Consider the following 26,964-nt stretch of genomic DNA (forward strand, 5'->3'; position numbering starts at 1 on the left):
CCGGTCCATGCGACGCCTGCCGCTGCGGCAATCGCAGCGGCAGCGCCGGCCCAAGCGAGGCGGCTCATTGCTGCGCCGTCATGACAAGCTTGTTCTCGACCGAACCGGTCTCGCCCTGCACCTTCGCGCCAAGTGACAATTGCCAGCGTCCGGCCATGCCGAATGTCGCCTTGAACCGGTAGGTGCCGGGCTCGGTACCCGGCATCGGCGTCACCTTGGTGACCATCTCCTGCATGCCATCCGGCGCCATATCGAGCCTGACCGCAAAGATGACCGCGTCAGGGACGGATTTTCCGGTGGTCTTGTCGACCAGCCGCACGGTGACGACGCGATCGGCTCCGGCCTTGACGGTCGGCTGCACGAGCTGGAATTCGTAGTTCTTGATCTCGGCATGAGCGGGCAGCGCAGCACCCGTGATGGCAATGCCGATCAGCGCGGCCATGGTGGCGCGCGCCAAGTTGGAAGTACTCATTTGTTATGATCCTCGATACGTCTGATGAACCGCGTGAGCGGCATGCGACGACACGCGCGCCGTCGAGCGCACGCGTCAGCGACCAGGCGCTTTGCAGCACCCGTCAGACGTTGATTCGAGGCGGATGGTCGGGAGGCTTGGCGCCGAGGCCGTCGAGCAGGCGATCGTCATGCGCGGCAAACTGACTGCGCAGTGGATCACGCGCGATCAGCGACGCGGCCCCCGCGGGGACCGGCACCGAGATGCTCAGCATGCACAGCGCGAGAAATGGACAGGAATCGCAGGGGTTGCTCTTCGCCTTGTCGGGACAGCACGGCATGTCGTCGGCCATCGCCTGATGGTCCGACATCGCCTGCATGGCCTCGTCCGCCATGCCTGCTGCGCCGGCCATCGGGCTCGCCATGACAGGCACCGCCAGCGGCGCGAGCAACAGCCCCGCCGCGACGAGCAGTATGATCCAGAGGTTAGCGAACCGCCTTGCGTCCATGTTCCCTTTCTTGCACGTCGCCGGGATGCCTGCAAAGGGGGCAGCATCACGATTTCGCCAGAGCGCCCCGGCAGCCGCGGCGGAAACGTATTGATCTGGCGCATTCAGTTTCTAATCGGCCTCAAAAGGGCGATCAGTGAGTTGCCCGAGGTCAAGACCTCCGATCAAAAATATTTCTGTTTTTCAGAATATCGATTTGGTGTATGAATCGGCCCATCTTACCCGATTGAGGGGCGCGTCGCGATCGTCACGGGTGTTGCGGTGAGATGCGGTGGACGCCGATTGCGTGACTGACGAGCACGCGTGAAGCGGACGGCGAAGTCGTGCAGGCCTGACGCCCTACCTAGTGGCAGGTGTCTCCCCGCAAAACGCGAAAGCGTTTTTGCGGAGGACGGTGACAAAAGAGCCCAGTCTCACCGGGGCGAGCACGTATACGCCGTAAACCATCGCGCAGGGAAAGCCCGATTGCTCCGGTTACACCTGTGGTCCTACCCCCTGTGCTTTCTTCATTGCACAGGGCCCATGGGTGCGATCGGCACCCGGCTTTCCCTGCGCCCTCTGCTTGAAGGGAGGGCGAAACGAGATGCAAAGCTCGGACAATTCATGTCGCGAGAATGCGGATGTATGACTCACCGGCGATTCAACACACTCCGTGTCGTCCCGGCCTTGAGCCGGGACCCAACCACGAATGTCCGTTGGTTTTCGGCGCTTGGGCCACGGCTCGGTTCAATAACGCAACCCTGTGGTTATGGGTCCGTGCCTTCGCAGGGACGACAGATGTATATGTGGCCGCCACCCACCCTCACCTCATCAGCGCCTCGACCTCTTTGCGGAACGCCTGGCGCGAGCCGTCGCGGGAGTAGAACATGTGTCCGCCGGGATAGACCACGAGCTTGGTGCGATCCTGGCCGGCGAAGGCCGGCAACTGGTCGAGGATGATGCGCGATGCGAAATACGGCGTGGCGAGATCGAACAGGCCGTGGCCGATCAGGAGCTTCAGCTTCGGATCGAGCGCCAGTGTCTGGCGAAGTTGCGTCACCGACTCGGCCGGGTTGACGCCATGACCGAAATCCCAGGCCTTGTTCACGTTCTCGCTGAGCAGATGATAGGAGCCGTCCGGCCGCCAGTTCAGCTTGCGCGTGGTGAGATCGACCGCTGCGCTGGTCAGCGGCGCCATCAGCGGGTCGCCGGAGGGATCGTTGAAACGGAAGTAGCTCGAGTCCGGGTAGGGATCGAGGCCCTCGACCGACGCGTCGTAACGTCCCGTCACCTTGCCGTTCTTGCGGTCGAACTCGCGGCGGAATTCACCGATATCGAAACGGCCGGCGAGCCGGCGGCTCACTGTCTGGTCGATGCCGGTGAGATCAGCGACCTTGTCGGCAAGCCGCGTGGTGGCTTCAGCATCGGCCTGGCCCTTGACGAGGTCGAGCAGGAAATCGCTGCGCGCATAATGCTCGACGTCGGCGAGATCGTCGCGCGTCACCGGGCCTTTGGCCTGTCGCGCGACGGCCGCCATGGTCGGCAGGCTTGCGACATATTGCAAAATGCTGGAGCCGGCATATTCGCGGAAGTCGAGCACCGGCGAAATCAGGATCAGGCCGCGCGGGCCGATGCCCTGCTGCATTTGCAGATTGCGCACCACCTTGGGCCCGCGGATGCCGCCATAGCTCTCGCCGACGACGTATTTCGGCGACGTCAGCCGGTCGTATTTCTCCAGCCAGCGGCGGATCACCAGCGCGACCGAATTGGCATCGCCATCGACGGTGAAGAAGTGCTTGCGCGCCTCCTCCGACGTCGTGACGAAGCGGCTGTAACCGGTGCCGACGGGATCGATGAAGACGAGATCGGTGAAGTCGAGCCAGGTGTCGGCATTCGGCATCAGCTCGGGCGCTGCCGACGACACCGCGCCGTCGAAAGAGAGCCGCCACGGTCCGACATTGCCGAACTGCAGCCAGGCCGACGACGACCCGGGACCGCCGTTGAACAGGAAAGTCACCGGCCGGGTCGCCTTGTCGGCACCGTCGAGCTGATAGGAGGTGTAGGCGATGTCGGCCAGCGGCTCGCCCTTGTCGTCGAACACGCGGATCGATCCGGCGGCGGCGGTGAAGGCAAGCGAGCGGCCGGGCAGTGCAAGCGACTGCTTGGTGGTCGAGTCCGGCGGCAGGCGATGCTGTTCGGCGGTGGACGTATTGGCGGAGGCGTTGGCATTGGGACCGGCCTCGCCGCGCCCTGCCCGTCCCTTCTGGCCGGTCGGCGCCTGCTGGATTGGCGGCGCCTGCGTGCTCGGCGACGGCGATGGCTGCGGGGTCACGTCGTCGGCCCTCGCCGCAGTCGCAAGGCAGGCAACCAGCAGTGCCGCCGCGAGCCGTGTCGCAAAACTGTTAGCCATATCGTCCACTCCCTGCGCCCACGTTTACCGATACAAAAGAGATTTCGCGTGACGAAAACGCGTCAAAACCAGAATCTGAAGTCCGATTTCGGCAGAACCGGGCTTCAGGCCGCAGACTTCGAAAGCTTGGCGGCAGCGGCAAGGCATGGGACCATCGCGGGGGACCATCTCGACAAGGCCGCCCGGGATGTATAGACGAGCGCGGCGTATTTCGTGCCAAACGAGTTCGTGAGCGATGAGCAGATCCAAGCGGTATGACAAGATCGCCTTCGTCGCCAGCGCGAGTGTGGAAGCGCTGTCTGCGCTCGAGCAACTCGCCGCGCTGCACGGCAATCATTCGGTCGACGACGCCGACGTCGTGGTCGCGCTCGGCGGCGACGGACTGATGTTGCAGACCTTGCATGCGAATATGCGCACCGGCAAACCGATCTACGGCATGCATCGCGGCACGGTCGGCTTCCTGATGAACGAATATTCGACGCACGACCTGCGCGAGCGGCTGTCAGCGGCGCGGGAGTCGCTGATCAATCCGCTGCTGATGCGCGCGACCGACATTCACGGCGCGGTTCATCTGCATCACGCCATCAACGAGGTCGCGCTGTTCCGGCAGACCTACCAGGTCGCCAAGCTGCGCATCCTGATCGACGAACGCGAGCAGCTCGCGGAGCTGATGGCCGACGGCATCCTGGTGGCGACGCCGGCCGGGTCCACCGCCTACAACCTGTCCGCCCAGGGGCCGATCCTGCCGCTCAACGCCGCGCTGCTGGCGCTGACCCCGATCAGCGCGTTCCGGCCGCGGCGCTGGCGCGGCGCGCTGCTGCCGAACTCCGCCTTCGTGGTGATCGAGGTGCTCGAGGGCGAGAAACGCCCGGTCGCCGCGGTCGCCGATCATGACGAGGTCCGCGACGTGCAGCGCGTCGAGGTGCTGTCCGACAAGACGATCGCGATGCGGATGCTGTTCGACCCCGGCCACTCGCTCGAGGAGCGCATCCTGCGCGAGCAGTTCGGGCATTGAGGATCGCGCTCCTCCCCGGCAACCAAACATTAACCGCGGCCGGGATATGGTTAACGCGGGGTAATACCGCGTTGGCCCGGTATGCCCGTTCGGGGCCGGACCATGTATCGCGTCGATTTCAACAAGCTGCGATTTCTGATTTGCGACGACAATCCGCACATGCGCCGCATCCTGCGGACGCTGTTGCATTCGTTCGGCGCGCGCGAGGTCTACGAGGCCGAGGACGGTGCCACCGCGTTGGAGATGTACACCCATTACGTGCCCGACATCGTCATCACCGACTGGTCGATGCCGATCTTCGACGGGCTTGAGCTCGCGCAGATGATCCGGCAGCCGGAATCCAAGGGTAACCCCTACGCGCCGATCATCATGCTGACCGGACATTCCGAGAAGCGCCGCGTCACCGTGGCGCGCGACGCCGGCGTCACCGAATTTCTGGCCAAGCCGATCTCGGCCAAGGGCCTCTACCAGCGCATTCTCAACGTGGTCGCCAATCCGCGTCCGTTCATCAAGACCAAGACCTATTTCGGCCCCGACCGCCGCCGCAACACCACCAACACCTATATCGGTCCCGAGCGCCGCGGCAGCGGCGAGGTGGAGGTGATGCAGCAGCCGTCGCTGCTCGAGAAGGCGCGCTCGAGCATTTAGCTGGCCGAGGACACTGCCATGGCGAAAGACAAACCCGGGACGATCGAGGTTCAGAGCTTCGGCACCCACCACGTGATCACGCAGCCCAATCCGCTGCGCAAGGTGCTGCTGCGCGTGCCCGAGAGCGATCTCGACGATCCAATCGGCCGTGCCGAGAAGGCACTGGCCGGGCTGTCGGGCGAATTCAAGGAATGGATGTCGATCGAGGCCGACCGCCTTTCGACAGCATATGATGCGATCAAGCGCGACGGCTTCGACGACCGGACGCGCGAGGAACTGTTCCGCGCCGCGCACGACATCAAGGGCGATGCCGCGACGTTCGGCTATCCATCCGCCGCTGTGGCCGCGGAAAGCCTGTGCCGCATCATCGAACACGCGCCGGATCTCGGTGCGGTGCCGCCACAGCTGATCGCGCACCACATCAACGCGGTGCAGGCGATCGTGCGCGAGCGCACCAAGCTCGACACCGCCGTCGTCGCCGGCGTGCTGAGCAAGCAGTTGCGCGGCATCACCGACGAATTCCTGACCCACGCCAATCGCGACCGGCCCGAGCATCTCGAGGCAATCCTCGCGCCGAGCATCGTGCCGAACGAATAGTCGTAAGTGATCGGCCGCCGCCGATGCGGCAGCCGTCCGAGCTCCCATCCATTCCAGCGAACGCGGGCTACGCCGCGATGAGGTCGTCGTAAGGCTGCGGCGCGATCGCGTCTTCCGCGACCAGCTCTTCGCAGAACATGCGCGCATCCTCCCGCGCCGATTCCGTCGCAAAGCGGCGCAGCAGGATCAGCAGGGGTTCGGCTGCGGAGCGGTCGGTCTCGCAATGGGTCAGCACCCGCTCCACCATCCGGCGATGCAGCCGCGCCGCCCCGTCGCCGGTATCGACAAAGCCGACCTCATGGCTGGCCTCGAGCGCGACACGGAACGCGGCGTAGGTCGATTCCGGCAGGCCGGCGCGGATCAGCAGCGCCTGCAGGCCGTTGCCGCCGCGATCGTTCAGCAGCGCGGAGACGCGCCCATGCGGCAGTCCGGACAGCTCGGCGAGCGCGGCGCTGAACAGGTCGAGATTGCCCGACAGCAGCGCACGCAGGATCAGCCCGGCGGTGAGCTGGCCGGTGGCGCGCAGATGCGTGATCAGACCGCGCATGTCGTCGCCGAAGGATTGGGCGGCGATGTTCACCGTCGAGCGCTCGCGGGCCTCATTGGCGATCCGCCCTGCCCGGTCGGCGCCGAGCCAGTTCCGCGCGACCACGAACTGGGCCAGCGTATCAGACAGCTTGGCGACCAGCGCCATCCGCGTCGCGGACGGCAGGTCCTCCAGCTGCAGCATCGACTCCCTGATCGCCGCGAGATGGCCGTGGCGCTCGACGATGCGGTCCCAGGAGAACGGCGGGAGGTCGGCATAGGGATTCTCGATCAGCTCGAGCGCCGCGGCCGCCGAGCCGACCTCGGCAATCGCCGCAGAGACCGAGGGCGGCAGGTTGATGCGGCGCGCGATCGCGCACTGCATCTCGTCGGAACCGGTCGCGACGATATCGACCAGATCGGCATCGATCAGCAGCGGGGAATGTTCCAGCACCGGCAGCGCGATCGAGGGCTGGTCGACCGACAAGGCCTGCACGATCGCAGCCGGTGCCTCCGTGCTGCGCGCGAACACCTCGGCCATCGCCTGGCGCACCAGCGGCGACGGATCGTCGAGCAGCATCAGCAGCGCGCCTTCGGCTGCGGTGCGATCGTCGTCGCTGAGGTCTGAAATGAGCCAGGCCCGGGCTAGGGCCCGTGTCGCATCTGCCCGCTCGCCTGCGGGAGCGGTCCTAATCCAATTAATGAACTGCCGAACGATCATGGTCCTGCCGGCTTACGCAACGAAACGGCATCGGGGAGTGACGCCACTACAAGGAAAAATAAACCATGACGCTTAACAAAGAGTTCACCATAAACGTATGGGATTGTTGACGTTTCGTTAAAGCGGCGATGGCTCCGCAAAAGGGCACGGGCAAGACCGTGCCGATCCGCTAGCCGTTGCTGTAGGTGCCGGTGGGATCGCTGAACAGGTCGAGCCGCCCCGGCGCGCGAACCGTCGGGGTCGCTGCCGCGGTCGATGCGGTGGAACCGCCCCAGAGCTCCTGCACCGCGGGCGAGATCGGCTGCGGTCGGTCGCCGGCCTGATAGAGCGAGCGGAACACCGGTGCCTGCTGCCCGGACGATGCGGTCTGCGATGTCGCGCTGACCCGCGTGATCGCGCGGGCATCGGGGAAGGTCGAGAGATAGGCCGCGGTGTCCATGCTCAATGCGGGCGTCGGCACCGCGCTCGCGACCGCGTAGGGGCTCATTGTGCCGCCGCCCGCCGCGGCGAAGGCGGTGCGGGTATCCGCCGAATTCGCCGCCGCGGCATAGCGCGTGGTCAACACCGAATAGACCTGCGAGACGCTGCGGGCGCTGCCCGACTTGTCATAGAAAATCGAGTAGTTGGCGGCGGCAGCCTTCGGAAACATCGCCGCGGCATTGGCGCTCGGGCTGTCCTCGGCGCCGGAGATCAGCTTGGCGGCGCCGCCGACGCCCATGAAATGGGCCATGTACAGCTCGGCGTCGGTCGGACGCCGGCCGAGCTGGCCGGTGAGCTTGAAGCTGTTGGATTGGGTCAGCGCCGCCGCCATCGAAGACGACGCATCTGAATTGTCGCGCAACTTCATGATCGCGTTGCGCGCGGTGGGATCGCTGACCGAATAGCTGCCGTCGGAATTCTTCGTGATGGCGTTGGCGTAGTTGCCGTAGCCGAGCTGGCTCCCGGCCTCCTTGACGGTGCCGAGCCAGGTCTGGTCGATGAATTGATAGAGCCCGTGCGCCGACGACGTCGAAGCGCCGGCCTGCGGGTTGAAATTGGATTCCATCTTCGCGGTCGTGAGCAGATATTCGAAGCTCACGCCGGTGGTCGACGCCGCCTGCTTGATCGAGCTTGCGACCTGCAGGCGTGAGGGATCGACACCTGCCGCAGCCGAGGCATTGATTGTGTCGACCGCCATCCGTCTTGGTGCCTTGCCGGGCGCCGGCAATCGGCACCCACGTCCCACCAGCTTGCCGCCATTATGGTTAATGGCGCGTTAAGACGGCCGTCAGGGCTGGGCTTCGTAGAAGTGCGCGGCCTGGTCGATTTCCTCGGCCGTCATCTGGCGGGCGATATTGCGCATCTGCTCGCTGATGTCGTTGCGTCGGGTGCCCGACGCAAAGGCCTCCAACTGCGCCTTGATGTAGACCGCAGATTGGCCGCCGAGCCACGGACTGCCTGCCTTGTTGTCGATGTCGCCGTGACATGAGCCGCACGGCGGAATGTTGCGCATCGGGGCGCCCGTCACCACGATCGCGGGCGCCGGCCGTCCGACGTCGAGGTTGTTGGAGGGGACCCGCGGCAGATAGGCGTAATAGGCTGCGACATCCTTCATGTCCCGATCGCTCATGGCCGCCGCAAATGGGACCATCACGACACTTGCGCGGGCACCGGACTTGAAGTCGTTGAGCTCCTTGTAAGTCACCGCAGCGAATTGCCCCGCGAGGTTCGGCGAGTTGGCGTCGCTGACACCCTGGGGACCGTGGCAAATCGCACAACGCTGCGCCAGCGTCGCGCCCCGCCCGATCGAAACCTGATCGGCGCCGGCCAGCATCTGCGGGGTCATCACGACACCGGAGGTCTTGAACTCCGGCTTCAGGGAGGCATCCCGCACGGCCGCGCGTGGAACACCGGCCGCACTGCAGATCGCGTCCCACAGGCCGCTGAACTTCACATTGGGCTGCACAAGCGGCAGCCAGACCAGGCCAACGATCGCCGAGAGCACGGCAATGCCCGCCGTCACGCCGACACTTATGCTGAACCAGGGATTGCGCGGCGAGAACAGCGGCCGATCGCTCATCTGCTTGCTCCGACGTAAACCGCAGGCACGTTGGTTTCGCTCAAGGCCATCAGTTGTGCGATCGGGAACCCGTAGTTCACAACCGTGAGGCCCACCATCAAGGCGAGCCAAAGGCCGAACGAATTGAGGGCGACTGGGATGCGCTCCGGCATGTGCAGCGCTATCGCGAACCGGTATGCACCCGCCTCGCCTTTCGTGCTAAATTGCCCACGGATCAGCACCAGAAGGAACAGGGTGCCCGATATCAGCAGGATGAACCCGCCGATCGCGGACATGACGACCGAGAAGGCCTCCGGCGAGATCACGGGATTGGCGTAGTCGTAGAACGCCATGCGACGCGGCATGCCGAGGATACCGACGTAGTGCCATGGGAACGTGGTGACGATCATGCCGATGAACCACAGCCAGAGCTGCGTGCGCATCAAACCAAAGCCTTCAGACGCGCGGCCGGTCAGATGCGGCCACAGATCATAGGCGATCGCGAAATACATGATCACGATCGCGCCGCCAAAGATCAGGTGGAAATGGCCGGTGACCCACTGCGTATTGTGCACGGAGGTATTTAGCTGATAGCTCATGTTGATGAGCCCGCCGGCCCCGCCAAAGCCGAGCATGACCAGCGACAACGCGGTCGCGAGCATGATCGGATTGGACCATGGCAATGCCCTGATCCAGCCAAACGCTCCGCGCCCGCCGCAGAGGCGGCTCGCGATCTCCGCGGAGGCGCAGATCGTGAACACCGTCAACAGCGTCGGCAGCGCGACAAGGCCGGTGAACACCGAGTGCATGAACTTGAAGCCGGCCCCCACCTGCGGATCGGCAAACAAATGATGCACGCCGATCGGCATCGCCACTACGACGAACAGAATGAAGGCGATTCGCGCCATCGCATCGCTGTAGATCCGGCCACCGATCGCTCGCGGAAAGATGGTGTAATACGCGATGTAGGTCGGGATCAGCCAGAAGTAGACGATGGCGTGCAGTGTCCACGAGAAGAAGACGCGCGCCAGGCCTGCATCGATCGTTGACCTCAGCCCCAACGCGACAGGGAGGATCTGGAACAGGATTTCGAGCGCAGCTCCCACCGCCGTCCAGGCCCAGAGATAGGAGCCGGCGACATTGGCGAACATTGCAAGCGGCACCGGCTTGCCGGGGTTCTCGCGCTTCCAGATCGTGAAGTTGATCGACATCAGGGCGACCCAGATCCACGAGCCGACCACGACCATGACGACGCCGATGTAGTAGAAGGGATTTCCGATCATCGGTGGATAGAAGGTGTAGAGCACCGAGGCACGCCCAAGCGACACCGGAATCATCGCCACCACTGCGCCAATCGCGACCAGGAAGAAGCCCACCCAGGCCCATCGCCGTCCGACCAGCGGCTTCTCAAGCGACGCCTCGGTGATGGCGTAACCGAACCCCATCGCGATCAAGGTCGGGAACACATAGCCCATGGCCGAGCCATGGGCGGTAACCGAGCGATAGTAGAACTCAGGATTGAAGTGCCACGTATTCAGCGGGCTGCGCACGAACATCTGCCAGGCGCCGAGCACCAGCGCCAAGCCGAACACGATAAAGGCGAGCCAGAAATGGGCCAGGATGAGCCGCTTGTTAGTCAGCACAGGTCAGCCTCCGCTTCGCCGCCGTCATGTTGAGGAATGCGGTTCTGTCGACCACCTTGACCTTGCCCCACATGCCCTGATGGCCGATGCCGCAGAACTCCTGGCAAGGCATCACATGTTCGCCCGGCGCACTGAATCGCACCGGGAGATCCGAGACATAGCCCGGAACCAGCATGGTGTTGATGTTGGTGCCCTCGATCAGGAAACCATGGACGACATCTGCGCTGGTGGCGCGGATGGTGATCGGTGTCTCCGCAGGCACCACGATGCATTGCGGCGTGAAGGAATATTGCTGGCCGATCGCGCGTACGGTCACCGAACCGTCCGGCTCTACCGCGCTGCCGAGATTGCTCTCGATGAACTCGCCGGACAGATGCAACGTCTTGGGATCGGCAGTCTCGACGCGGGCCTGCGGCATCGTCGCCCGATGAATGCCGATAACGGCGGCCATGCCCACCAGCAGCGCGACGATGACGATCGACAACGTCGCCCAACGCCGCTCGATTCGGGCGGCGACAGCCTCGCCTGGCCCATGATCCGTCTCGGTGGCCATCAGGGAGCGCTCCGCGGCAGGAAAACAAGAAGGTAGAACGCAAACCAGAGCGCAATCACGATGGCGGTCGCGACGCCGGCAACCGCGACTGCGCCGCCCGGTCCCTCGCGCACGATGGCCTCGACCGCCTCGTCTTCCGAGACGCCTGGCCGCGATTGCTGAGAGGAGGAATTGATCATGATCGTGCCCCTAATTCAGCGTCGCTGAGCGCAATTCATTCGCCTGCCGCGCCGATACCGGTCCAGCGCGATTGTTCCAAGCCCCCCGAATATAGGTCACGACGGCTGCGACTTCGTCGTCCGAGAGCTTTTGTGCAAAGGGTGGCATGCCATACGGCATCGGATTGCCGGCCGTGCCCGGCGGATAGCCGCCGTTGAGCACCATGCGGATCGCGTTGACCGACGATACCATCTGAATCGACTGATTGCCGGCGAGTGGCGGATAGTCCGGCGGCATGCCCTGCCCGTTTGCACCATGGCAGAGCGCGCATTCGCGGTCATAGATCTGTTTGCCGAACGAAAGCAGAAGACTGCTCTCCGCCGACGGCATCGGCGGCTGGGCCTTCTCGGGCGATGAGCCCTGCGCGAGGCCCTTCAGGTAAATCGCCATCGCGCGCACATCGTCGTCGTTCAGGTACTGCAGGCTGTTGTAGACGACTTCGGCCATCGGGCCGTAGACCGCTCCCTTCGCGGAGACGCCCTTGCGCAGGTAGTCGGTGATCTCTTCGATGGTCCATTCGCCGAGGCCAGCCTCCTTGTTCGAGGTCAGCGACGGTGCGTACCAGTTCTGCATCGGAATCAGGCCGCCCTCGAAAGCCTGGGACTCGGAACTGCCGCCGAGCGCGTTGATCGCGGTATGGCACATGCCGCAATGGCCGAGGCCTTCGACGAGATAGGCGCCCCTGTTCCACTCGTCCGACTTGGACGGATCAGGCTTGAACTCGCCTTCCTTGAAGAACAGCGTGCGCCAGCCGAGGATCAGCGAGCGGTTGTTGAACGGGAAGGTCAGCTCATGCGGCTTGTTGGGCTGTTTCACCGGCGGAACCGTGCGCAAATAGGCGAAGATCGCGTCGCTGTCCTCGCGCGTCACCTTGGTGTAGGAGGCAAACGGCATTGCCGGATAGACTAGGCCGCCATCGGGGAAGCGACCGTTGTGCATCATCTGGTAGAACTGGTCCGAGGTCCACGTGCCGATCCCGGTCTGCGGATCGGGCGTGATGTTGGACGTGTACAGCGTGCCGAACGGCGTCTTCATCGCAAGGCCGCCGGCGAAAGTCTTGCCTTCGCGCGCGGTGTGGCAGGCAATACAATCGCCCGCGCGCGCGAGATACTCACCCTTCGCGATCACGGCAGGATCGGCAGGTTGTTGCTGCGCGTACGCCCAGACCGGCCACAGCGTCAGCATCAACGCGACAAACATACCTTTTGAGGCTCGCGGCATCGGCTGGATCCTTTCAACGCGGTTCGCTGCCGCATTCCAGCGGCATCGGAAGGCTTCCACGCGGTGCGAAGGATGGATCTGACGGCGCCGGACGCGACGACAGATAGGCGGCGACCGCCTTCACATCGTCTTCGGTCAAGAGGCTGGCGACGATCTGCATGCAGTCGGGCGCAATCGCGGTGCGGGTGCCGTAGCGCCAGCCGCCGAGCTGGCCGCTGATGTAGGCGGCGCGCAGCCCAAGCAACCCCGGGACGCCCGGCTCCATCCCGCCGAGAGCCGGACCGTGGCAGGCCGAACATGGCGGAATGCCATGTTGCGGATCCCCGTTCTTCACGATCGATTCGCCGCGGGCCAGAACCTCCTTGCTGTCGGTCGGGGGTGCCGGCGGCGGAAATGACGGCCGCAGGGACGCAAAATGCTCGGCGATCTTCTTCAGGTAATCGTCGGGCAGAAATTCGAGGAGGTAGTTCATCGGCGGATACTTCCGCCGTCCGTCCCTGAATGCGATCAGCTGGTTGTAAAGGTAGCCGGCCGGCTTGCCGGCGAGACGCGGGAAGTAGACGTCACTGGTGCCCTCGCCCTCAGCGCCATGACAGGACGCACAGGCGAGAACCCGGGCCGCCATCGTATCGGGCGCCCGTTCCGTCGTTTGCGATTGCGCTGCACCAATCGGCAACGCAACCAGTGCGAGAAACGCGACCAGCGGTAGAAAGCGATGCATCACCTGTCTTGGCCCCCCAGCGCAACTAGGATGTGCAACTATAGGCACATCGCAAAACAGGAGACAATCAAGCGTGACGCTTGGACGCGTCCTCTTTGATTCAGATCAATCGAAGCTATTTCCGGTAGATCTTTTCCGGATCGAACAGCCGCTCTGCGTCAACAAATGACAGGCTGACGTCGCCAGCGGCGCTTTCGACCTTGCGATAGAAGCACGAGCGACGTCCGGTATGGCAGGCGGCGCCGATCTGCTCGACCCGGATCCACACGGCGTCCTGGTCGCAATCCATCCGCATCTCGACCACGCGCTGGGTCTGGCCCGAGCTCTCGCCCTTGCGCCACAGTGCGTTGCGCGAGCGGCTGAAGTACCAGGCATTACCGGTCGCGATGGTCTTGCGCAGGGCTTCGTCGTTCATATGCGCGACCATCAGCACGTCGCCGGTCGCGACATCGGTCGCGACACAGGTCACGAGACCTGCCGCGTCGAATTTGGGCTGGAAGCTCAGCCCTTCCTCGCGGTCGTGATCGTGGGTCGATGTGGACACGGATAACCTCGCAAAGGGAGCGCGAGGTTACCGGGTCGGTCCTCGCACCAGGGACAGGAAACGCTGCTGCTCCGCCGGATTGTCGCGGAACATGCCGGTGAAGCGGCTGGTGAAGGTCGATGCACCATGCTTGGCGACGCCGCGCACCGACATGCAGGTATGCTCCGCCTCGATCAGCACCGCAACACCGCGGGGCTTCAGGATCTCGTCGATCGCGGCCGCGACCTGCGCGGTGAGATGCTCCTGCGTCTGCAGGCGTCGGGCGAAGATATCGGTCAGCCGCGCCAGCTTGGAAAGGCCGACGACCCGCTCCACCGGCGTATAGGCGATATGCGCCTTGCCGTAGAACGGCATCATGTGATGCTCGCACTGCGAGGTGAATTCGATGTCGCGGACGAGGACGAAATCGTCGTAGCCGGCGGTCTCGCCGAAGGTGCGGTTCAGCACCTCGGCCGGGCACTGATGATAGCCCTGATAGAGCTCGTCATAGGCTTCGACGACCCGGCGCGGCGTGTCGAGCAGGCCCTCGCGGCCGGTATCCTCGCCGATATAGCTGAGCAGCGTCTTCACGGCCTGCTCGGCCTCGGCCCGCGACGGACGCAGCTGATCGGCACGGACGGCCGCAGCCATGAATTCGGAGGGGTCGAGCTCAGTGGTCTTCGCGTCGGTTGGCTTGTTGGGGCGAATCGATTTGATCAAGGCGTCCATGTCTTCTCCGTTCGACCGGCCCTGGCATTTGCCTTCGGGCCGGATGTGTCACCGGGCAGACGGGGCGGATCTTCGAAGCCGCCGGGCGCCTGAGTCCCATTCGTGTAGCACCGAAGCGGCGGAGGTGGGCCGCAGCGGCTGCATGGCCGGACTATGTTTCCGCCAATGCCGTTCATATATAGGACGGTGGACCCCAGCCGCCAAGAGCGCCCGGCGACGCCCGGAACCAGGCACCTGCCCTCATGCTGAACGACATTTACAACAAGCGGATCATCGAGTTGGCCGGCAATATTCCGCGCCTCGGCAGATTGGCCGAGCCGGACGCCAGCGCGACCGCCCATTCCAAACTGTGCGGTTCGACCGTGAAGGTCGACCTCAAGATGGACGGACCTGTCGTGACCGACTTCGCCCACGACGTAAAGGCCTGCGCACTCGGCCAGGCCTCTTCCTCGATCATGGCAAGCCACGTGGTGGGTTCGACCGCGGACGAGCTACGTGAATTACGCGAGACCGTGCGCAAGATGTTGAAGGAAAACGGCAAGCCTCCGGAAGGAGGCAAATGGGCTGATATCGCGCTGCTCGAACCGGTGCGCGACTACAAGGCCCGCCATGCCTCGACCCTGCTGACCTTCGATGCCGTGGTCGATGCCATTGGCCAGATCGAGGCCAAGGCGAAACAGCCGGCGTAGGATTCCATCACAGATCATTCCGGGTCCGCTTGCGCGTCCCGGAACGGCGCTGCACTGCGTCCTACTGTGCCGGCTGGACCGGCGCTGGCGCGGCGGTACTGCCTGTCGGCACCACGACCTCTGCGGTCTTGGTCGCCCTCGCCGTCTGTGGTCGGACTTCGCCCTCATCCACAGCGCTGCTCACGAAGCGTTCGCGATCCTTCGGCTTCGCTTCGGCGACGGGAACGCCGTCATCCTGGCGCGGCAACACGTCGGCGACCGCATCGGTGGTGACGAGGTTGGTCAGCCGCAATTCGGCCGGCGACAATTCGTGCAGATCTTCCCACGGCGGCACGCTGAGCGCCAGCGACAGCAGCTCGCCCGCACCGCCCATATCGAACGTGTATTTGGCGAGGCGGCCGATGTCGCGCTCGACGATCATCAGGTCTTGCGCGGTGTAGCTTGCGGCCTTGGCGTCATCGGCACGGTCGCCCATCCAGATCTGATGGACGCGGACATGGGCAGCCGGCGGGACGTAGCGCGTCTTGCCTGACAACAACAGGAACACGCACATCGATTCACAATATGCGTCCGGCAGCACGCTCGCACGATCGCCCTGCACCGTCTGACTGACGATGCTGGTGCCAACCGTCGTCAGCGCGCCCAGGCTACGGAAGCGGCGGCCAAGCGTGATCGCGTCATTGACGGAACCGCCGCTGGAGTCGAGCACGATGGTGGCGCCGCTGAGCTGATGGCTGCGGGCGAAGTCGTCAAAATTCTTGGGGCTGTCGGCCGTGATGATGCCGACCGCGGACACCCAGCCCCGGCAATTCGGCTGGCATGCGATCCAGCTGAACTTCATCGGCAGCTTGCGTTCTTCGAGGGTTGAGCTTACGGGCGCCGCGTTGCCCACCGTGGAGGCGGCGCCGGAAACTGCGATGCCCAGACCGACGGCGCCGAGAAGCGCCCAGCCGCGTAGTGAAAGCGACCTCACGAGTCTCAATTTAGTTCCTTCCCCCGAGCCCTGGTGCGAGCGGCGGCAACGGCCCCATATCAACGCGCGCCATGATTCCGTCATCGGAGCAATATCGAAACGGTAACCTTGCTGATCCTGACCGTCCATAGGACCCTTGCTGCAGCGCCATTCGCGCAGTGCGATAAATGCGAACTGTGGCGTAAATATCTGCAAAAGCAGAGTTCCTTGGCTTGGAACCCCCGCAAGACTACGTACATAGTCTCACGCATGCCATCGACAGACCATTCAACGTCGCACCCTGCTCACTGCATAGAGTGTGCCACCACCATGCGCCGCCTGCCGCGCAACCTTGGCCGTGCCTTGATCTGGATCTATCGGCACACGCTGTCGCCGCTGGTCGGCTACAACTGCCGGCACCTGCCGACGTGCTCAGTCTATGGCGATGAAGCGATCGAGCGCTTTGGACTTTGGGGCGGCGGTTGGATGACGCTGGCGCGTCTGCTGCGCTGCCACCCCTGGGGCACCTCCGGCATCGACAACGTGCCGCTCGCAAAACCGCCGGGCGCGCGCTGGTACCTGCCCTGGCGTTACGGTCGCTGGCGCGGCGTCAACGACGGCTGACGGATTGCCGCAGCGCTTCCAATCGCACCGTGCATTGCTGGCATATGGAACTGTGGCCGACTTGCCGCATTGTTTCCCTGCCCCTTTTTGGGGAGGAAACAACAATGCGCTGGAAAATCAGCCACAACGGTCACGATCCCAGGCACATCGATTTGCTGGCCGTCCTCGCTTTGCTCATTCTGATCGGCGCCGCCTACGGCTACTTCACCCACAAGTCCAGCACGCCGAGCACCACGGCGTTCATCGTACCGAGCCAAAGCGTGAGGTGGTGAAACGCCGAACGCTGCTGAGCGAAGATCACGCTCGATCAACGCGTTGAGGCGCGATGATGAAGTGATGATCAATCCTCATTCCACTTCGCTTTAGCGCCAGAACCAGAAGAAGTCCTGCGGCGGCGGCAGGGGTGCCGGCCGGGGCCTGCGCGGTCGCGGCTTTGGCGGCGGCGCTGGCGGTTCCTCCACCGGTACGCTTGCCTCCGCCGTGCCCGTGCCGTCATCGGGCAATTTCACGGAGAGCAGCAGATTGGACTCGTGCGGACGCCAGCGATAGCCGATGCCGAAATCGATCGGCTGCGCGCGAGCGAACAGCTCGGCATAGGATGCCTGGTAGCGACCGGGGAACTTCTTGATCGGACCGAGGTAGCGGCCGAACGGGAAGAAGCGCCACCGCTTCGGATTGTAATAACCAAGCGGGATTCCGGAATCGTCCTGGATGATCGTCGCGCTGTTGGTGAGAATGAAGTTGCGCACGGTGGAGAAATTGCCGGCGTACATCAGGTAGGACGCGCTCTTGATCAGGCTGTTGCCGGGCGCGAACGTCGCGCAGAATTTCAGGAAGCCGCTCGCCTTCACACCGGAATTGGAGAGGTCGGTCGAGACGTAATACAGCGTCTTCTCGATGCCGTCCGAACCCGCGAAGGTGATCCTGATGCCATGCACGGCGTTGCGCGCCGCCCCGTCGGCGCCCACGCTGAGCGTGCCGTTTTCGTCGATTGTGATTGGTTTGACGTCGCGGATCGTCTTGCCCGTGCGCGCCAGGAATACGTAGAGGATCGGCAAGGTGCCGCTGATCTCGCCGGCGTGCAAGTCTGTCTTCATCTGCTTGGTGATGAAGAAGGAGAAGCTCAGGATCGACCCGAGCGAGCGTTCGACATTGTAGAGCGCCGCACCGACGCCGCCGGGCGACAGCCGGGTCAGGTCAGGCACCGCCCCGGGCGGTTCCAAGGCGCTCAGCACATAGGTCGTCGCCTTGGGATAGAACGCATCGGCGTAGAGGAAGTCCGGGCCCGAGAACATGTAGAACATGGTCGGCTTCGGCGCGGCGAGGTTGACGTCGGACCAGGCGCGGATCCTCGACAATTGCCGCTGCTCGAGCTGGGTGAACGCCCCGTCAAAGAATTTTGCGTGACGCCGCCAGGCCGCATCCTTCGTCAACGGCATCAGCGGCGAATCGGCTGACGGCGGCATGCCGGCGAGGAAGCGCGCGGTGTCGTTCACCGTCACCTCGGCGGCGCGCACTGCCGGCGCAACGAGCAGCAGAGCCACAGCCAGCGTCAGCAGTCTTACCGGCACCAACATTCTCATTCCTGACCCGGGCGTTCGGTCGCGGGACGATCGGCCCGCTTGCGGAAAATCGCGTAGATCAAAAGGCCCGAAATCATGATCAGGGTACCAAGTGCCGACTGCAGCGGGCGTTGCGTCAAGAGATAGTACATCATGAAGGCGGTCACGAGCAGGAAAACCAGCGGCGTGATCGGGTATCCCCAGGCCCGGTAGGGCCGCGGCAGTTCGGGGTGCGTGATGCGCAGCTTGATCACGCCGGCGACCGCGAAGAACGAGCAGAACAGCAGCGCGAACTGGATGAAGTCGAGCACCGCCTCGAAGCTGCGGGTCAGCAGCATCAGGCTCGCCACCGCAAGCTGGAACAGGATGGCATAGACCGGCGCGCCGCGGCCTGAGCGGCGGGCGAACAGCCGCAGCGCCGGAATGTCCTCGCCCATCGTCATCATCACGCGCGGGCCGATCCACATCATCGCGCTGATCGAGGAGATCAGCCCGACGCAGATCATCACACCGACGATACGGCCGCCGATCTCGCCGAATATGTAGCTGCCGGAGATGCGGGCAACGTCGAGCTGGCCGGCAAGCTTGCCGATCGGCGCGGTGTGCAGGAACACCGCGTTGAGCGCGACATAGAGCAGCAGCACGATCAGCGTGCCGATCAGCATCGCACGCGGCAGGTTGCGCTCCGGCAATTGCATCTCGCCGATGATGTAGGTCGCGGCATTCCAGCCGGAGAACGAATACATCACGAACACCAGGCTGATCGCGAACGGCGCGCTCCACACATAGGCAACGTCGGACGCCGCCGGTGCAAACGACACCGGTTGCGGGGTCGTGATCGCAAAGCCCGCCACCAGGAAGGCCGTGATCAGCACCACCTTCAGGATGGTCGCGACCAGCTGGAACGTCGAGGAATGCTTCACGCCGGTGAGCTGCACGATCGACACCAGCCACACCACGCCGAGGGCAAGCGCGAGCGGCGGCGCGTCTGGCAGGAGCGCGCGGCCGTACTCGCCGAACGCCATCGCGGCAAGGGCGACCGGCGCAGCGAAGCCGACGGTCGCCGACACCCAGCCCGCGACGAAACCGAACGCCGGATGATAGGTGCGACCGAGGAAATTGTATTCGCCGCTCGAGCGCGGGAACATGGCGCCGAGCTCGCCATACGAGAACACGCCGCATAGCGCGACGATGCCGCCGATCGTCCACAGCAGCAGGATCGAGAAGCCCGACGGGATGTCCTTGACCTGAAAGCCGAGGCTGGTGAAGACGCCGACGCCCACCATGTCGGCGACGACGATCGCGGTCGCCGTCAGAACCGAAACGGTCGAGCCAGTGCCGGGGAGCGGGCCGCGCAACGCCGCGCTTCCCGTGTGTGATGCCGCCATCTCGACCGTCCCCTCAAGCCGCCGCACGCCTGATCGTCGCATCGTGCAGGCACATGGCCCACAATTCAAGTAGCGTTAACAATGGTTTAAACATAGATTCTGAGACGGTATCAAAACACCTTAAAGCTTAGCGCAACCTCCAGGCCAGCGGCCGAAGTCCAGGCGCCGGGACGCCCACCCACAATCAAGACATGATTGAATGGTCTTATTATGCCCTTCCGGATGTGGGGAAAGCGTCCGGAAGCTTAACGTGACCTAAACACCGACAAGCTCAAATACGTCGTTTGCCGGTGGGTGCGGGGCAACGGGTGGATGGTCGGGGCGCAGCCTAACTTCGACAGTCATGATCGCGTGCGCCGGGTGACACCACCCTGCACGACGCGTCGTGCGCGGTCGTCCCGGATTGCAGCCATCTTGATCCTGATTCCGCTCGCGCTGCCCCTCGCCCAATGCGGCAAGGCACCGAACGCCGACATGCTCGCCGCCAACACCCAGGCGACCGGCGACACGTTCGATGATCGCTTCCCGGCTCCGCAATTCAAGGATCGCTTCCCGACCGAGAAGGAGAGCTTTACTCCCTATCAGCGGACCGCGGCCGTTGCGCCCGNCCCGCCACGACCCCGCAGAAGCCGGCCCCCCCGCCCGTCCGCGTCGCCTCGATTTCGCCGACCTTGACGCTGCCGCGCCCGACCGAGCACGAGGATCTGACCACACTGGTCAGCATGAAATCCTCGGCCTTCCCGTATTTCGGCAACAACCCGCGCACCGATGCGCCGTTCCTCAATGTCGGCAGCGGCGACCGCCGCGGTCACAGGAGCCTCAGCGGTCGGGTCTACTGGCAGAACGAAACCTACAACGACAGCCGTGTGCTGGTGCACGTGCCGGAGACCTTCGACGCCAGCAAGCCCGGCGTGATCGTGGTGTTCTTCCACGGCAACGGCGCGACGCTGGAACGCGACGTGCGCGACCGCCAGCTTGTGCCGCAGCAGATCACCGACTCCGGGGCCAACGCGGTGCTGCTTGCGCCCCAGATGGCGGTGGATGCCGCCGACTCCAGTGCCGGCAAGTTCTGGCAGGCGGGCGGCTTCAAGCGGTTCCTCGACGAGTCGGCGCGCCACCTCGCCCAGCTCTACGGCGACCCGAAATCCGAGCATGTCTTCGCCAACATGCCGGTCGTGATCATCGGCTACAGCGGCGGCTTCCTGCCGACCGCCTGGAGCCTCGATGTCGGCGGCGCCACCAGTCGCGTCCGCGGCGTGCTGCTGCTCGACGCCGTCTATGGCGAACTCGACAAATTCGCGTCATGGATCGAGAAGAACCGCACCGGCTTCTTCATCTCCTCTTACACGCATTACACCAAGCCGCGCGACCGCGAGCTGATGTCGATGCTGCGTGACAAGGGCATCCCGATCAGCGAAAGCATGGACGGTCCGCTGCATCCCGGCAGCGTGGTATTCGTGCAGACGCGCGACGGCATCACCCATCGAAGCTACGTGACGCAGGCCTGGACCGAGTTCCCGATCAAGCAGGTGCTGACCAAGATGGCGGCAGCCCCGGCGTTGACGCAGATGGCAAGCGCGCCTGCATCAACGAGCCGTTGATCGCGCATCGGCAAGCCGCGCCGTCTTCCGAAATTGTGGTGTTGATGATCGAGCGATTTTCGCCGCCCGGCATTGTTCGCATCTGGCGCGCGCAATAGGGTGCCAGCATTGCGGATCAATTTTTTTCGGGGATGGCCATTGCAGGAAGGCTTGTACAAGCTCGAATTTCACACGGTTCACGGCACTGGCACCGGTGTGCTCTACGCCGTCAATGGCAAGCTTCGCGGCGGCAACTCGGCCTTCGCCTATGTCGGCAACTATTCCGACAGGGGCGACAGCCTCCACGTCAAGGTCTCGACCCAGCGTCACAATCCGGATCCGGCCTTCAGGTCCGTGTTCGGCATCGACATGATCACGCTGATGCTGAAGGGCAGCGAGAATGGCGACATGGTGGATCTCGAGGGCGAAGCGCTGCAAATGCCGGGCGTGAACTTCAAGGCGGTCCTGACCCGGATCGCCGATTAGACCGGAATGAATTTTGGTTGAATCGGCTTGCCAAGGTTTCGGATCACCTCTCCCCGCCGGGGAGAGGTCGGATTGCGCTCGGCGATGCGAAGCATCGTCCGGAGCAATCCGGGTGAGGGCTCTTGCTCTCTCGATCGACCGTAAACCCCTCACCCGATTTGCACTGGACGATGCTTCGCATCGCCAGGAGCAAATCGATCTCTCCCAAGGGAGAGGCGATCCTTCGACGCCGTTCCAGCTCAACCGAATCTCGTCGCGCTTTAGAGTCTCACTCGGCCGCTGCGGCGGCGCGCGCGGCCTGACGCGGCCGCGTGACGATCACCACTGCGAGTGCCAGCGCAACGAAGGCGGTCGCGACATAGCCGGCGGAGTAGAGCCACTCGCGCGCGAACAGCAGCCCGCCGATCGCGGAGCCGACGGCCTGGCCGATATACAGCACCGATGTGTTGAGCGAGACCGACGCTGATGCAAACGCCGGCGCGGCACCGACCAGCCGCACCTGCTGCATCGAATTGGTCGACGCAAAGCCGAGCCCCCACACTGCGACGGAACCGGCCATCAGGGCGTATTCGCCGGCGCTCAGCGCCCAGCCGGCGACGCCGGCCAGCAGCAGTCCCGTGAACAGTACCGAGGTCTTCCATGCGCCCCAGGAATCCACGATCCGCGTTGCGACCGCAATGCCGATGAACCCGCAGATGCCGTAGAGCGCGAACACGATCCCGATGGCGTCGGCGCCTGCTCCGGTGAGCTTCGTCAGCAGCGGCCCCATGAAGGTGAACACCACGAACTGGCCGGACATCTGCAACGTCGTGATCGAGAGCAGCAGGATGATCATCGGATTGCGGCCGAGATCGATCCAGGTTCTGAGATCGACAGGCGCGCCCTGCAATCCGCCGGGCAACCGCCACCAGAGCAACGCGAAGCTCACGAATCCCGCCAGCGCGATCGCACCATACGCCGTGCGGAAACCATAGCGGCTTGCGATGAAGGTGATCAGCGGCAGCCCGATCGCGGCTGCGAGCGACCAACCGAGGAAGACATAGGCGATCGTGCTGCCACGCTTCTCCACCGGCACGATCAGCGCCGCGGTGCCTGCCGCCTGCGGCGTGAAGAGCACGCCGATCGCAAGCATCGCCAGGCGGATGATCAGCAGGCTATCGTAATCGGGCGCAATGGCAGACGCCGCATTGGTCAGCGCCAGCACCAGCAGCGTCGTCGTCAGCAGCAGCCGCCGTTCGAACCGGCTGGTCAGCCACGCCGTCACGGGCGAGCCTACGCACAGCACGATCGCGCCGAAAGTGATCAGCAGGCCGGCGGTGCGGATCGTGACGCCGAGGCTGTCGGACAATTCCGTGAGCATGCCCGCCGGCGCCAGCACCGAACAGCCGGTGACGAGATTTCCGAGCATCAATGCAGTGGGGGCGTAGCGCTTCACGCCGCGTTCATAGCAGATTCCGATTTCAATGCAACTGCATCTAAATGCATGGCGTGTGATCGATTGCGCCTCTTGCGCTCATGGCGATGGCGGCGCGGCGCTGACGCTCGACGACGCGCCTGCCGGCAACGAGCCCGTCGGCTTCGGAGTGCTCGTCACCGCCGGGCACGAGTCCTGAAGCTGGGTCCACGCCGGCTCCAGCCCGGACGTGTCGATGTCGAACGCCGTGAGGTCCGACTTGCCGTCGGGCGTCGACGTCGTTTCCCCGACCTGCAGATGCGGCACCGCGAGCATCGCCTTGAGCGTGTCGGCCGCAACAGGATCGCTCCAGACCTCGTATTTACCGATCCGCACCGGAGATCTGCCGAAGGCCGCCGATTTGTCGGCGCCCGCCGCGATCGTGACCGTGCTCTTGCTGGCGGCGGTCTCGTCGAACTCCCGCACGAACATCAGCCGCGCGCGATCCTTGTTCTCGCAGAACAGGCGCCACTCCAGCAGCCGGAATGCGGCGCCGTCGCCCTTCTTCTGCAGCGCGATCTTGCGGATAAAGGGCCGCACGTCCTTCTCCAGCGTCCACTGCGTTTCGGGCATCGGCCGCGTGTCGATGCCGAAGCGATAGAGTTCCGGACGTGTCAGCACATGCACGCTTTCGAATTTCACCGTCCTGATCAGGTCATTGAGTTCGCTACCGATCCCCATGGCGGTGATGAAGACGGCACGATCCCGATCGGCCGTCACCATCTGGCGCTGCCTGTATTGCGCGACCGCCTGCGGCGGCGGATGCCCATGGATCACGAAGGTCAGCCGCGAATTATGCACGCCCATCGCGGCATCGGGCGCCACCTCGCGCGTCGTCGCGCCCAGAAACAGATAGCCGCAGGCCGAATTGCACATCGCGTTGCGGGTGGCGAGCTCGGCCGCGACCTCACCGCGCGCAGCCTTGATGTTCAGGCATTCGGCATCGACCTGCGTGCCGCTACATGCCGTCACGATCGTCCGGCCGATGCGGGCGGTTGCCTTACGAGCGCGCAATAGCCGCGCGATGGCGTAGGACTGCTCGACGTTCCCCCCGGGCGAATGCAGGTAGATCGGGAGCTGCATGTCCTTGACGCCGGCGAGGAAGCGGCGGATGCGCGGCGCCGCATCCCGATCGATCTCGCCTTCGACGGCGATCCAGCGGTCGCAGCCCGCACCGCATGCGTTCGCCCGGCCCTTGGCGAGGTAGATCGTGAGTTTCGGCGCAAATCCCGCCTTCTCGGCCGGCGATTGTTCCGCCCGCAACGCTCCGGGAATCAACAACAAGGCCAGAAGAAACAGGATGCGGGTCAACATGAACTCTGCCGGATGGCGCGGCGGAAAATCGCCCGCGACGTTAATCGAGGATCGGCGCGGTCGCAACGTTGGGCCGCCGTGATGCCGGGACGGCCTGCCGACACCATGGTTGCGCAGCGCCCCTCGCCGTCTCGCGATCCACAGCCGGAGCGGCCGATTTCTTGATATTGCCCGATTACAGACACCAAATCCCCTGCTATACGGCTGTTCCGCTTACCTGCGCTCGTTCGCAGGAGTGAGCCACAGGAGACATCAATGTCAGATACGCCCAAATCCGAATCCGGATTCCAGTACAGCCTCTCCAACCTCAAGCCCGCAGAACCCGTGCACAAGATCGCCCTTACCTTTCCAGACGGGGCGAAGCGCGAATTCGCCAGAGGCACCACCGGTCTCGACATCGCCAAGGGCATCTCGCCCTCGCTCGCCAAGCGCACCGTCGCGATGGCGCTCGACGGCACGGTTGCCGACCTCAACGACCCGATCGAAGCGGATGCGAAGATCGAGCTGATCAGCCGCGACGATCCGCGCGCGCTGGAGCTGATCCGTCACGATGCCGCGCATGTGCTGGCGGAGGCCGTCCAATCGCTGTGGCCGGGCACCCAGGTCACGATCGGCCCGGTGATCGAGAACGGCTTCTACTACGACTTCTTCCGCAACGAGCCGTTCACGCCGGAGGATTTTGCCGCGATCGAGAAGCGGATGCGCGAGATCATCGCGCGCGACCAGCCGTTCACCAAGGAGGTCTGGGATCGCGAGAAGACCAAGCAGGTGTTCCGCGACAAGGGTGAGGCCTTCAAGGTCGAATTGGTCGACGCCATTCCCGGCAACGAGCCGATCAAGATCTATTTCCAGGGCGACTGGTTCGATCTCTGCCGCGGCCCGCACATGACCTCGACCGGCAAGGTCGGCAACGCGTTCAAGCTGATGAAGGTCGCGGGCGCCTACTGGCGCGGCGATTCCAACAACCCGATGCTGACGCGCATCTACGGCACGGCCTTCGCCAGGCAGGAGGATCTCGACGCCTATCTCAAGCAGATCGAGGAAGCCGAGAAGCGTGACCATCGCAAGCTCGGCCGCGAGCTCGACCTATTCCACTTCCAGGAAGAAGGCCCGGGCGTCGTGTTCTGGCACCCCAAGGGCTGGACCATCTTCCAGCAGTTGATCGCCTATATGCGGCGCCGGCTGACCGGTGACTACAACGAGGTCAACGCGCCGCAGATCCTCGACAAGGTGCTATGGGAGACCTCGGGCCACTGGGACTGGTATCGCGAGAACATGTTCGCGGCGCAGTCGGCCGGCGACGAGGCCGAGGACAAGCGCTGGTTCGCGCTGAAGCCGATGAACTGCCCGGGACACGTGCAGATCTTCAAGCACGGCCTGAAGAGCTACCGCGACCTGCCGCTGCGGCTCGCCGAGTTCGGCGTCGTGCATCGCTACGAGCCGTCGGGCGCGATGCACGGCCTTATGCGCGTGCGCGGCTTCACGCAGGACGACGCCCACGTGTTCTGCACCGAGCAGCAGCTCGCCGACGAGTGCCTCAAGATCAACGACCTGATCCTGTCGACCTATGGCGATTTCGGCTTCGACGGCGAGCTCACGGTCAAGCTCTCGACCCGGCCCGAGAAGCGCGTCGGCACCGATGAGATGTGGGATCACGCCGAACGCGTGATGGCGACCGTGCTGTCGGAGATCAAGGCCAAGGGCAGCAACCGCATCCGAACCGAGATCAATCCGGGCGAAGGCGCGTTCTACGGGCCGAAGTTCGAATATGTGCTGCGCGACGCCATCGGCCGCGACTGGCAGTGCGGTACGACCCAGGTCGACTTCAACCTGCCGGAGCGGTTCGGCGCGTTCTACATCGACCATGACGGCTCCAAGAAGGTGCCGGTCATGGTGCACCGCGCGATCTGCGGCTCGATGGAGCGCTTCATCGGCATCCTGATCGAGCACTACGCCGGCAACTTCCCGCTCTGGCTTGCACCGACGCAACTCGTGGTCACGACCATCACCTCCGAGGGCGACGAATACGCCAAGGTGGTGGCGGCCGCGGCGCGCCGCGCCGGCCTGCGCGTCGAGATCGATCTGCGCAACGAGAAGATCAACTACAAGGTCCGCGAGCATTCGCTGGCCAAGATCCCGGCGCTGCTCGTGGTCGGCAAGAAGGAGGCCGAGACGCATTCGGTTTCGGTTCGCCGCCTCGGCAGCGAACGCCAGACCGTGATGCCGACCAGCGAGGCGATCGCCGCGCTGGTGGATGAAGCGACTCCGCCGGATGTCAGGCGGGCGCAATCTGCGTTCTGATCGTCATAATCGGTCTAAATTGACTTTCATCGGCCTGGTCGTGCCCCCATCTTGGGGGCACGACTCTACTTGAAGGACATGTCCGTGCCCGATGCCATTGAACTCCTGAAAACC

General features: G+C 64.1%; 26 protein-coding genes and 1 pseudogene. 9 read left to right on the forward strand and 18 right to left on the reverse strand.

What is annotated here, in order from left to right:
* Positions 1–64: 64 nt before the first annotated feature.
* From AS156_RS26765 to AS156_RS26775, 3 genes are all read right to left on the reverse strand, one after another.
* Positions 65–472: a FixH family protein gene (locus AS156_RS26765; RefSeq protein WP_066510788.1), complete on the reverse strand. Its 408-nt coding sequence runs from the start codon at positions 470–472 to the stop codon at positions 65–67.
* 103 nt (positions 473–575) lie between these two features.
* Positions 576–959 carry a hypothetical protein gene (locus tag AS156_RS26770; RefSeq protein WP_066510791.1) on the reverse strand — a complete coding sequence of 128 codons (384 nt, stop codon included), beginning with the start codon at positions 957–959 and terminating at the stop codon, positions 576–578.
* 802 nt (positions 960–1,761) lie between these two features.
* A complete protein-coding gene (locus tag AS156_RS26775) occupies positions 1,762–3,348 on the reverse strand; it encodes a S10 family peptidase (RefSeq protein ID WP_066511054.1) in 1,587 nt (528 codons plus the stop codon).
* A gap of 235 nt (positions 3,349–3,583) precedes the next feature.
* Between AS156_RS26775 and AS156_RS26780 the strand changes: the two genes are divergently transcribed.
* The 3 genes from AS156_RS26780 (at position 3,584) to AS156_RS26790 (ending at position 5,608) form a co-directional block, all read left to right on the forward strand.
* The gene (locus AS156_RS26780; RefSeq protein ID WP_066510793.1) at positions 3,584–4,363 is read left to right on the forward strand and encodes an NAD kinase; all 780 of its coding nucleotides are present in this window, start codon (positions 3,584–3,586) and stop codon (positions 4,361–4,363) included.
* Positions 4,364–4,465: 102 nt separating this feature from the next.
* A complete protein-coding gene (locus AS156_RS26785; protein WP_066510794.1) occupies positions 4,466–5,011 on the forward strand; it encodes a response regulator in 546 nt (181 codons plus the stop codon).
* An 18-nt stretch (positions 5,012–5,029) separates the two neighbouring features.
* The gene (locus tag AS156_RS26790; RefSeq protein ID WP_066510795.1) at positions 5,030–5,608 is read left to right on the forward strand and encodes an Hpt domain-containing protein; all 579 of its coding nucleotides are present in this window, start codon (positions 5,030–5,032) and stop codon (positions 5,606–5,608) included.
* Positions 5,609–5,675: 67 nt separating this feature from the next.
* Here AS156_RS26790 and AS156_RS26795 read toward each other — a convergent pair whose 3' ends face one another.
* The 10 genes from AS156_RS26795 to folE all read right to left on the reverse strand — a co-directional run bounded on the left by AS156_RS26795 (position 5,676) and on the right by folE (position 14,501).
* The gene (locus tag AS156_RS26795) at positions 5,676–6,854 is read right to left on the reverse strand and encodes a DUF2336 domain-containing protein (RefSeq protein WP_066510797.1); all 1,179 of its coding nucleotides are present in this window, start codon (positions 6,852–6,854) and stop codon (positions 5,676–5,678) included.
* A 169-nt stretch (positions 6,855–7,023) separates the two neighbouring features.
* Positions 7,024–8,031: a transglycosylase SLT domain-containing protein gene (locus AS156_RS26800; RefSeq protein WP_136626447.1), complete on the reverse strand. Its 1,008-nt coding sequence runs from the start codon at positions 8,029–8,031 to the stop codon at positions 7,024–7,026.
* A 90-nt stretch (positions 8,032–8,121) separates the two neighbouring features.
* The gene (locus tag AS156_RS26805) at positions 8,122–8,913 is read right to left on the reverse strand and encodes a c-type cytochrome (RefSeq protein ID WP_066510807.1); all 792 of its coding nucleotides are present in this window, start codon (positions 8,911–8,913) and stop codon (positions 8,122–8,124) included.
* Complete coding sequence (locus AS156_RS26810; protein WP_066510809.1) at positions 8,910–10,535, reverse strand: b(o/a)3-type cytochrome-c oxidase subunit 1; 1,626 nt, start codon at positions 10,533–10,535, stop codon at positions 8,910–8,912. Before AS156_RS26810 ends, AS156_RS26805 begins: the two co-directional genes overlap by 4 nt.
* Positions 10,525–11,088 carry a cupredoxin domain-containing protein gene (locus AS156_RS26815; RefSeq protein ID WP_066510812.1) on the reverse strand — a complete coding sequence of 188 codons (564 nt, stop codon included), beginning with the start codon at positions 11,086–11,088 and terminating at the stop codon, positions 10,525–10,527. Before AS156_RS26815 ends, AS156_RS26810 begins: the two co-directional genes overlap by 11 nt.
* Positions 11,088–11,267 (reverse strand): hypothetical protein, encoded by a 180-nt coding sequence (locus tag AS156_RS26820; protein ID WP_066510816.1) that lies wholly within the window; start codon positions 11,265–11,267, stop codon positions 11,088–11,090. The genes AS156_RS26815 and AS156_RS26820 overlap by 1 nt, the downstream gene beginning before the upstream one ends.
* Before the next feature lie 10 nt (positions 11,268–11,277).
* Positions 11,278–12,492 (reverse strand): c-type cytochrome, encoded by a 1,215-nt coding sequence (locus AS156_RS26825; protein WP_066511057.1) that lies wholly within the window; start codon positions 12,490–12,492, stop codon positions 11,278–11,280.
* A 49-nt stretch (positions 12,493–12,541) separates the two neighbouring features.
* Positions 12,542–13,252: a c-type cytochrome gene (locus tag AS156_RS26830; RefSeq protein ID WP_430641815.1), complete on the reverse strand. Its 711-nt coding sequence runs from the start codon at positions 13,250–13,252 to the stop codon at positions 12,542–12,544.
* Between the two features lie 112 nt (positions 13,253–13,364).
* The gene (hisI, locus tag AS156_RS26835) at positions 13,365–13,793 is read right to left on the reverse strand and encodes a phosphoribosyl-AMP cyclohydrolase (protein ID WP_066510822.1); all 429 of its coding nucleotides are present in this window, start codon (positions 13,791–13,793) and stop codon (positions 13,365–13,367) included.
* Between the two features lie 27 nt (positions 13,794–13,820).
* Positions 13,821–14,501 (reverse strand): GTP cyclohydrolase I FolE, encoded by a 681-nt coding sequence (folE, locus tag AS156_RS26840; protein ID WP_066510825.1) that lies wholly within the window; start codon positions 14,499–14,501, stop codon positions 13,821–13,823.
* Between the two features lie 242 nt (positions 14,502–14,743).
* Between folE and AS156_RS26845 the strand changes: the two genes are divergently transcribed.
* A complete protein-coding gene (locus AS156_RS26845) occupies positions 14,744–15,190 on the forward strand; it encodes an iron-sulfur cluster assembly scaffold protein (protein ID WP_066510827.1) in 447 nt (148 codons plus the stop codon).
* A gap of 61 nt (positions 15,191–15,251) precedes the next feature.
* Here AS156_RS26845 and AS156_RS26850 read toward each other — a convergent pair whose 3' ends face one another.
* Positions 15,252–16,172 (reverse strand): COG3904 family protein, encoded by a 921-nt coding sequence (locus tag AS156_RS26850; protein ID WP_066510828.1) that lies wholly within the window; start codon positions 16,170–16,172, stop codon positions 15,252–15,254.
* A 300-nt stretch (positions 16,173–16,472) separates the two neighbouring features.
* Here AS156_RS26850 and yidD point away from each other — a divergent pair, with 300 nt between their 5' ends.
* Complete coding sequence (gene yidD, locus AS156_RS26855) at positions 16,473–16,766, forward strand: membrane protein insertion efficiency factor YidD (RefSeq protein ID WP_210184221.1); 294 nt, start codon at positions 16,473–16,475, stop codon at positions 16,764–16,766.
* Positions 16,767–16,870: 104 nt separating this feature from the next.
* Complete coding sequence (locus tag AS156_RS43525) at positions 16,871–17,038, forward strand: hypothetical protein (protein ID WP_201456115.1); 168 nt, start codon at positions 16,871–16,873, stop codon at positions 17,036–17,038.
* Positions 17,039–17,128: 90 nt separating this feature from the next.
* Here AS156_RS43525 and AS156_RS26860 read toward each other — a convergent pair whose 3' ends face one another.
* Both AS156_RS26860 and AS156_RS26865 read right to left on the reverse strand, forming a co-directional pair.
* The gene (locus tag AS156_RS26860) at positions 17,129–18,343 is read right to left on the reverse strand and encodes a hypothetical protein (protein ID WP_066510833.1); all 1,215 of its coding nucleotides are present in this window, start codon (positions 18,341–18,343) and stop codon (positions 17,129–17,131) included.
* 2 nt (positions 18,344–18,345) lie between these two features.
* Entirely contained in the window at positions 18,346–19,716 is a 1,371-nt protein-coding gene (locus AS156_RS26865; protein ID WP_066510835.1) for an APC family permease, read from the reverse strand.
* A gap of 608 nt (positions 19,717–20,324) precedes the next feature.
* Here AS156_RS26865 and AS156_RS44995 point away from each other — a divergent pair.
* Positions 20,325–21,317, forward strand: a pseudogene (locus tag AS156_RS44995) (alpha/beta hydrolase); the annotation flags it as partial.
* 138 nt (positions 21,318–21,455) lie between these two features.
* Positions 21,456–21,782: a GrlR family regulatory protein gene (locus AS156_RS26875; protein ID WP_066510838.1), complete on the forward strand. Its 327-nt coding sequence runs from the start codon at positions 21,456–21,458 to the stop codon at positions 21,780–21,782.
* A gap of 268 nt (positions 21,783–22,050) precedes the next feature.
* On the opposite strand, the gene AS156_RS26880 is transcribed toward AS156_RS26875, so the two are convergent.
* Together AS156_RS26880 and AS156_RS26885 are read right to left on the reverse strand one after the other, a co-directional pair.
* Positions 22,051–23,190, reverse strand: a complete 1,140-nt coding sequence (locus tag AS156_RS26880; protein ID WP_066510841.1) for an MFS transporter — start codon at positions 23,188–23,190, stop codon at positions 22,051–22,053.
* A gap of 105 nt (positions 23,191–23,295) precedes the next feature.
* A complete protein-coding gene (locus AS156_RS26885) occupies positions 23,296–24,549 on the reverse strand; it encodes a COG3904 family protein (RefSeq protein WP_066510843.1) in 1,254 nt (417 codons plus the stop codon).
* A 255-nt stretch (positions 24,550–24,804) separates the two neighbouring features.
* Between AS156_RS26885 and thrS the strand changes: the two genes are divergently transcribed.
* Complete coding sequence (gene thrS, locus AS156_RS26890) at positions 24,805–26,850, forward strand: threonine--tRNA ligase (RefSeq protein ID WP_066510844.1); 2,046 nt, start codon at positions 24,805–24,807, stop codon at positions 26,848–26,850.
* The last annotated feature ends 114 nt before the right edge of the window (positions 26,851–26,964 follow it).

It is taken from the genome of Bradyrhizobium macuxiense (genome assembly GCF_001542415.1).
In the GTDB taxonomy this organism is placed as follows: domain Bacteria; phylum Pseudomonadota; class Alphaproteobacteria; order Rhizobiales; family Xanthobacteraceae; genus Bradyrhizobium; species Bradyrhizobium macuxiense.

Excerpts from the sequence above, each read along its gene's own strand:
- AS156_RS26805 (WP_066510807.1), bottom strand. The coding sequence starts at position 8,913 with ATGAGCGATCGGCCGCTGTTCTCGCCGCGCAATCCCTGGTTCAGCATA.
- AS156_RS26770 (WP_066510791.1), bottom strand. The coding sequence starts at position 959 with ATGGACGCAAGGCGGTTCGCTAACCTCTGGATCATACTGCTCGTCGCG.
- AS156_RS26780 (WP_066510793.1), top strand. The coding sequence starts at position 3,584 with ATGAGCAGATCCAAGCGGTATGACAAGATCGCCTTCGTCGCCAGCGCG.
- AS156_RS26860 (WP_066510833.1), bottom strand. The coding sequence starts at position 18,343 with ATGTTGGTGCCGGTAAGACTGCTGACGCTGGCTGTGGCTCTGCTGCTC.
- AS156_RS26825 (WP_066511057.1), bottom strand. The coding sequence starts at position 12,492 with ATGCTGACGCTGTGGCCGGTCTGGGCGTACGCGCAGCAACAACCTGCC.
- AS156_RS26865 (WP_066510835.1), bottom strand. The coding sequence starts at position 19,716 with ATGGCGGCATCACACACGGGAAGCGCGGCGTTGCGCGGCCCGCTCCCC.
- AS156_RS26815 (WP_066510812.1), bottom strand. The coding sequence starts at position 11,088 with ATGGCCACCGAGACGGATCATGGGCCAGGCGAGGCTGTCGCCGCCCGA.
- AS156_RS26790 (WP_066510795.1), top strand. The coding sequence starts at position 5,030 with ATGGCGAAAGACAAACCCGGGACGATCGAGGTTCAGAGCTTCGGCACC.
- folE (WP_066510825.1), bottom strand. The coding sequence starts at position 14,501 with ATGGACGCCTTGATCAAATCGATTCGCCCCAACAAGCCAACCGACGCG.
- AS156_RS26765 (WP_066510788.1), bottom strand. The coding sequence starts at position 472 with ATGAGTACTTCCAACTTGGCGCGCGCCACCATGGCCGCGCTGATCGGC.
- AS156_RS43525 (WP_201456115.1), top strand. The coding sequence starts at position 16,871 with ATGCGCTGGAAAATCAGCCACAACGGTCACGATCCCAGGCACATCGAT.
- thrS (WP_066510844.1), top strand. The coding sequence starts at position 24,805 with ATGTCAGATACGCCCAAATCCGAATCCGGATTCCAGTACAGCCTCTCC.
- AS156_RS26775 (WP_066511054.1), bottom strand. The coding sequence starts at position 3,348 with ATGGCTAACAGTTTTGCGACACGGCTCGCGGCGGCACTGCTGGTTGCC.
- AS156_RS26885 (WP_066510843.1), bottom strand. The coding sequence starts at position 24,549 with ATGTTGACCCGCATCCTGTTTCTTCTGGCCTTGTTGTTGATTCCCGGA.
- AS156_RS26800 (WP_136626447.1), bottom strand. The coding sequence starts at position 8,031 with ATGGCGGTCGACACAATCAATGCCTCGGCTGCGGCAGGTGTCGATCCC.
- AS156_RS26820 (WP_066510816.1), bottom strand. The coding sequence starts at position 11,267 with ATGATCAATTCCTCCTCTCAGCAATCGCGGCCAGGCGTCTCGGAAGAC.
- AS156_RS26845 (WP_066510827.1), top strand. The coding sequence starts at position 14,744 with ATGCTGAACGACATTTACAACAAGCGGATCATCGAGTTGGCCGGCAAT.
- yidD (WP_210184221.1), top strand. The coding sequence starts at position 16,473 with ATGCGCCGCCTGCCGCGCAACCTTGGCCGTGCCTTGATCTGGATCTAT.
- AS156_RS26795 (WP_066510797.1), bottom strand. The coding sequence starts at position 6,854 with ATGATCGTTCGGCAGTTCATTAATTGGATTAGGACCGCTCCCGCAGGC.
- AS156_RS26785 (WP_066510794.1), top strand. The coding sequence starts at position 4,466 with ATGTATCGCGTCGATTTCAACAAGCTGCGATTTCTGATTTGCGACGAC.
- AS156_RS26880 (WP_066510841.1), bottom strand. The coding sequence starts at position 23,190 with ATGCTCGGAAATCTCGTCACCGGCTGTTCGGTGCTGGCGCCGGCGGGC.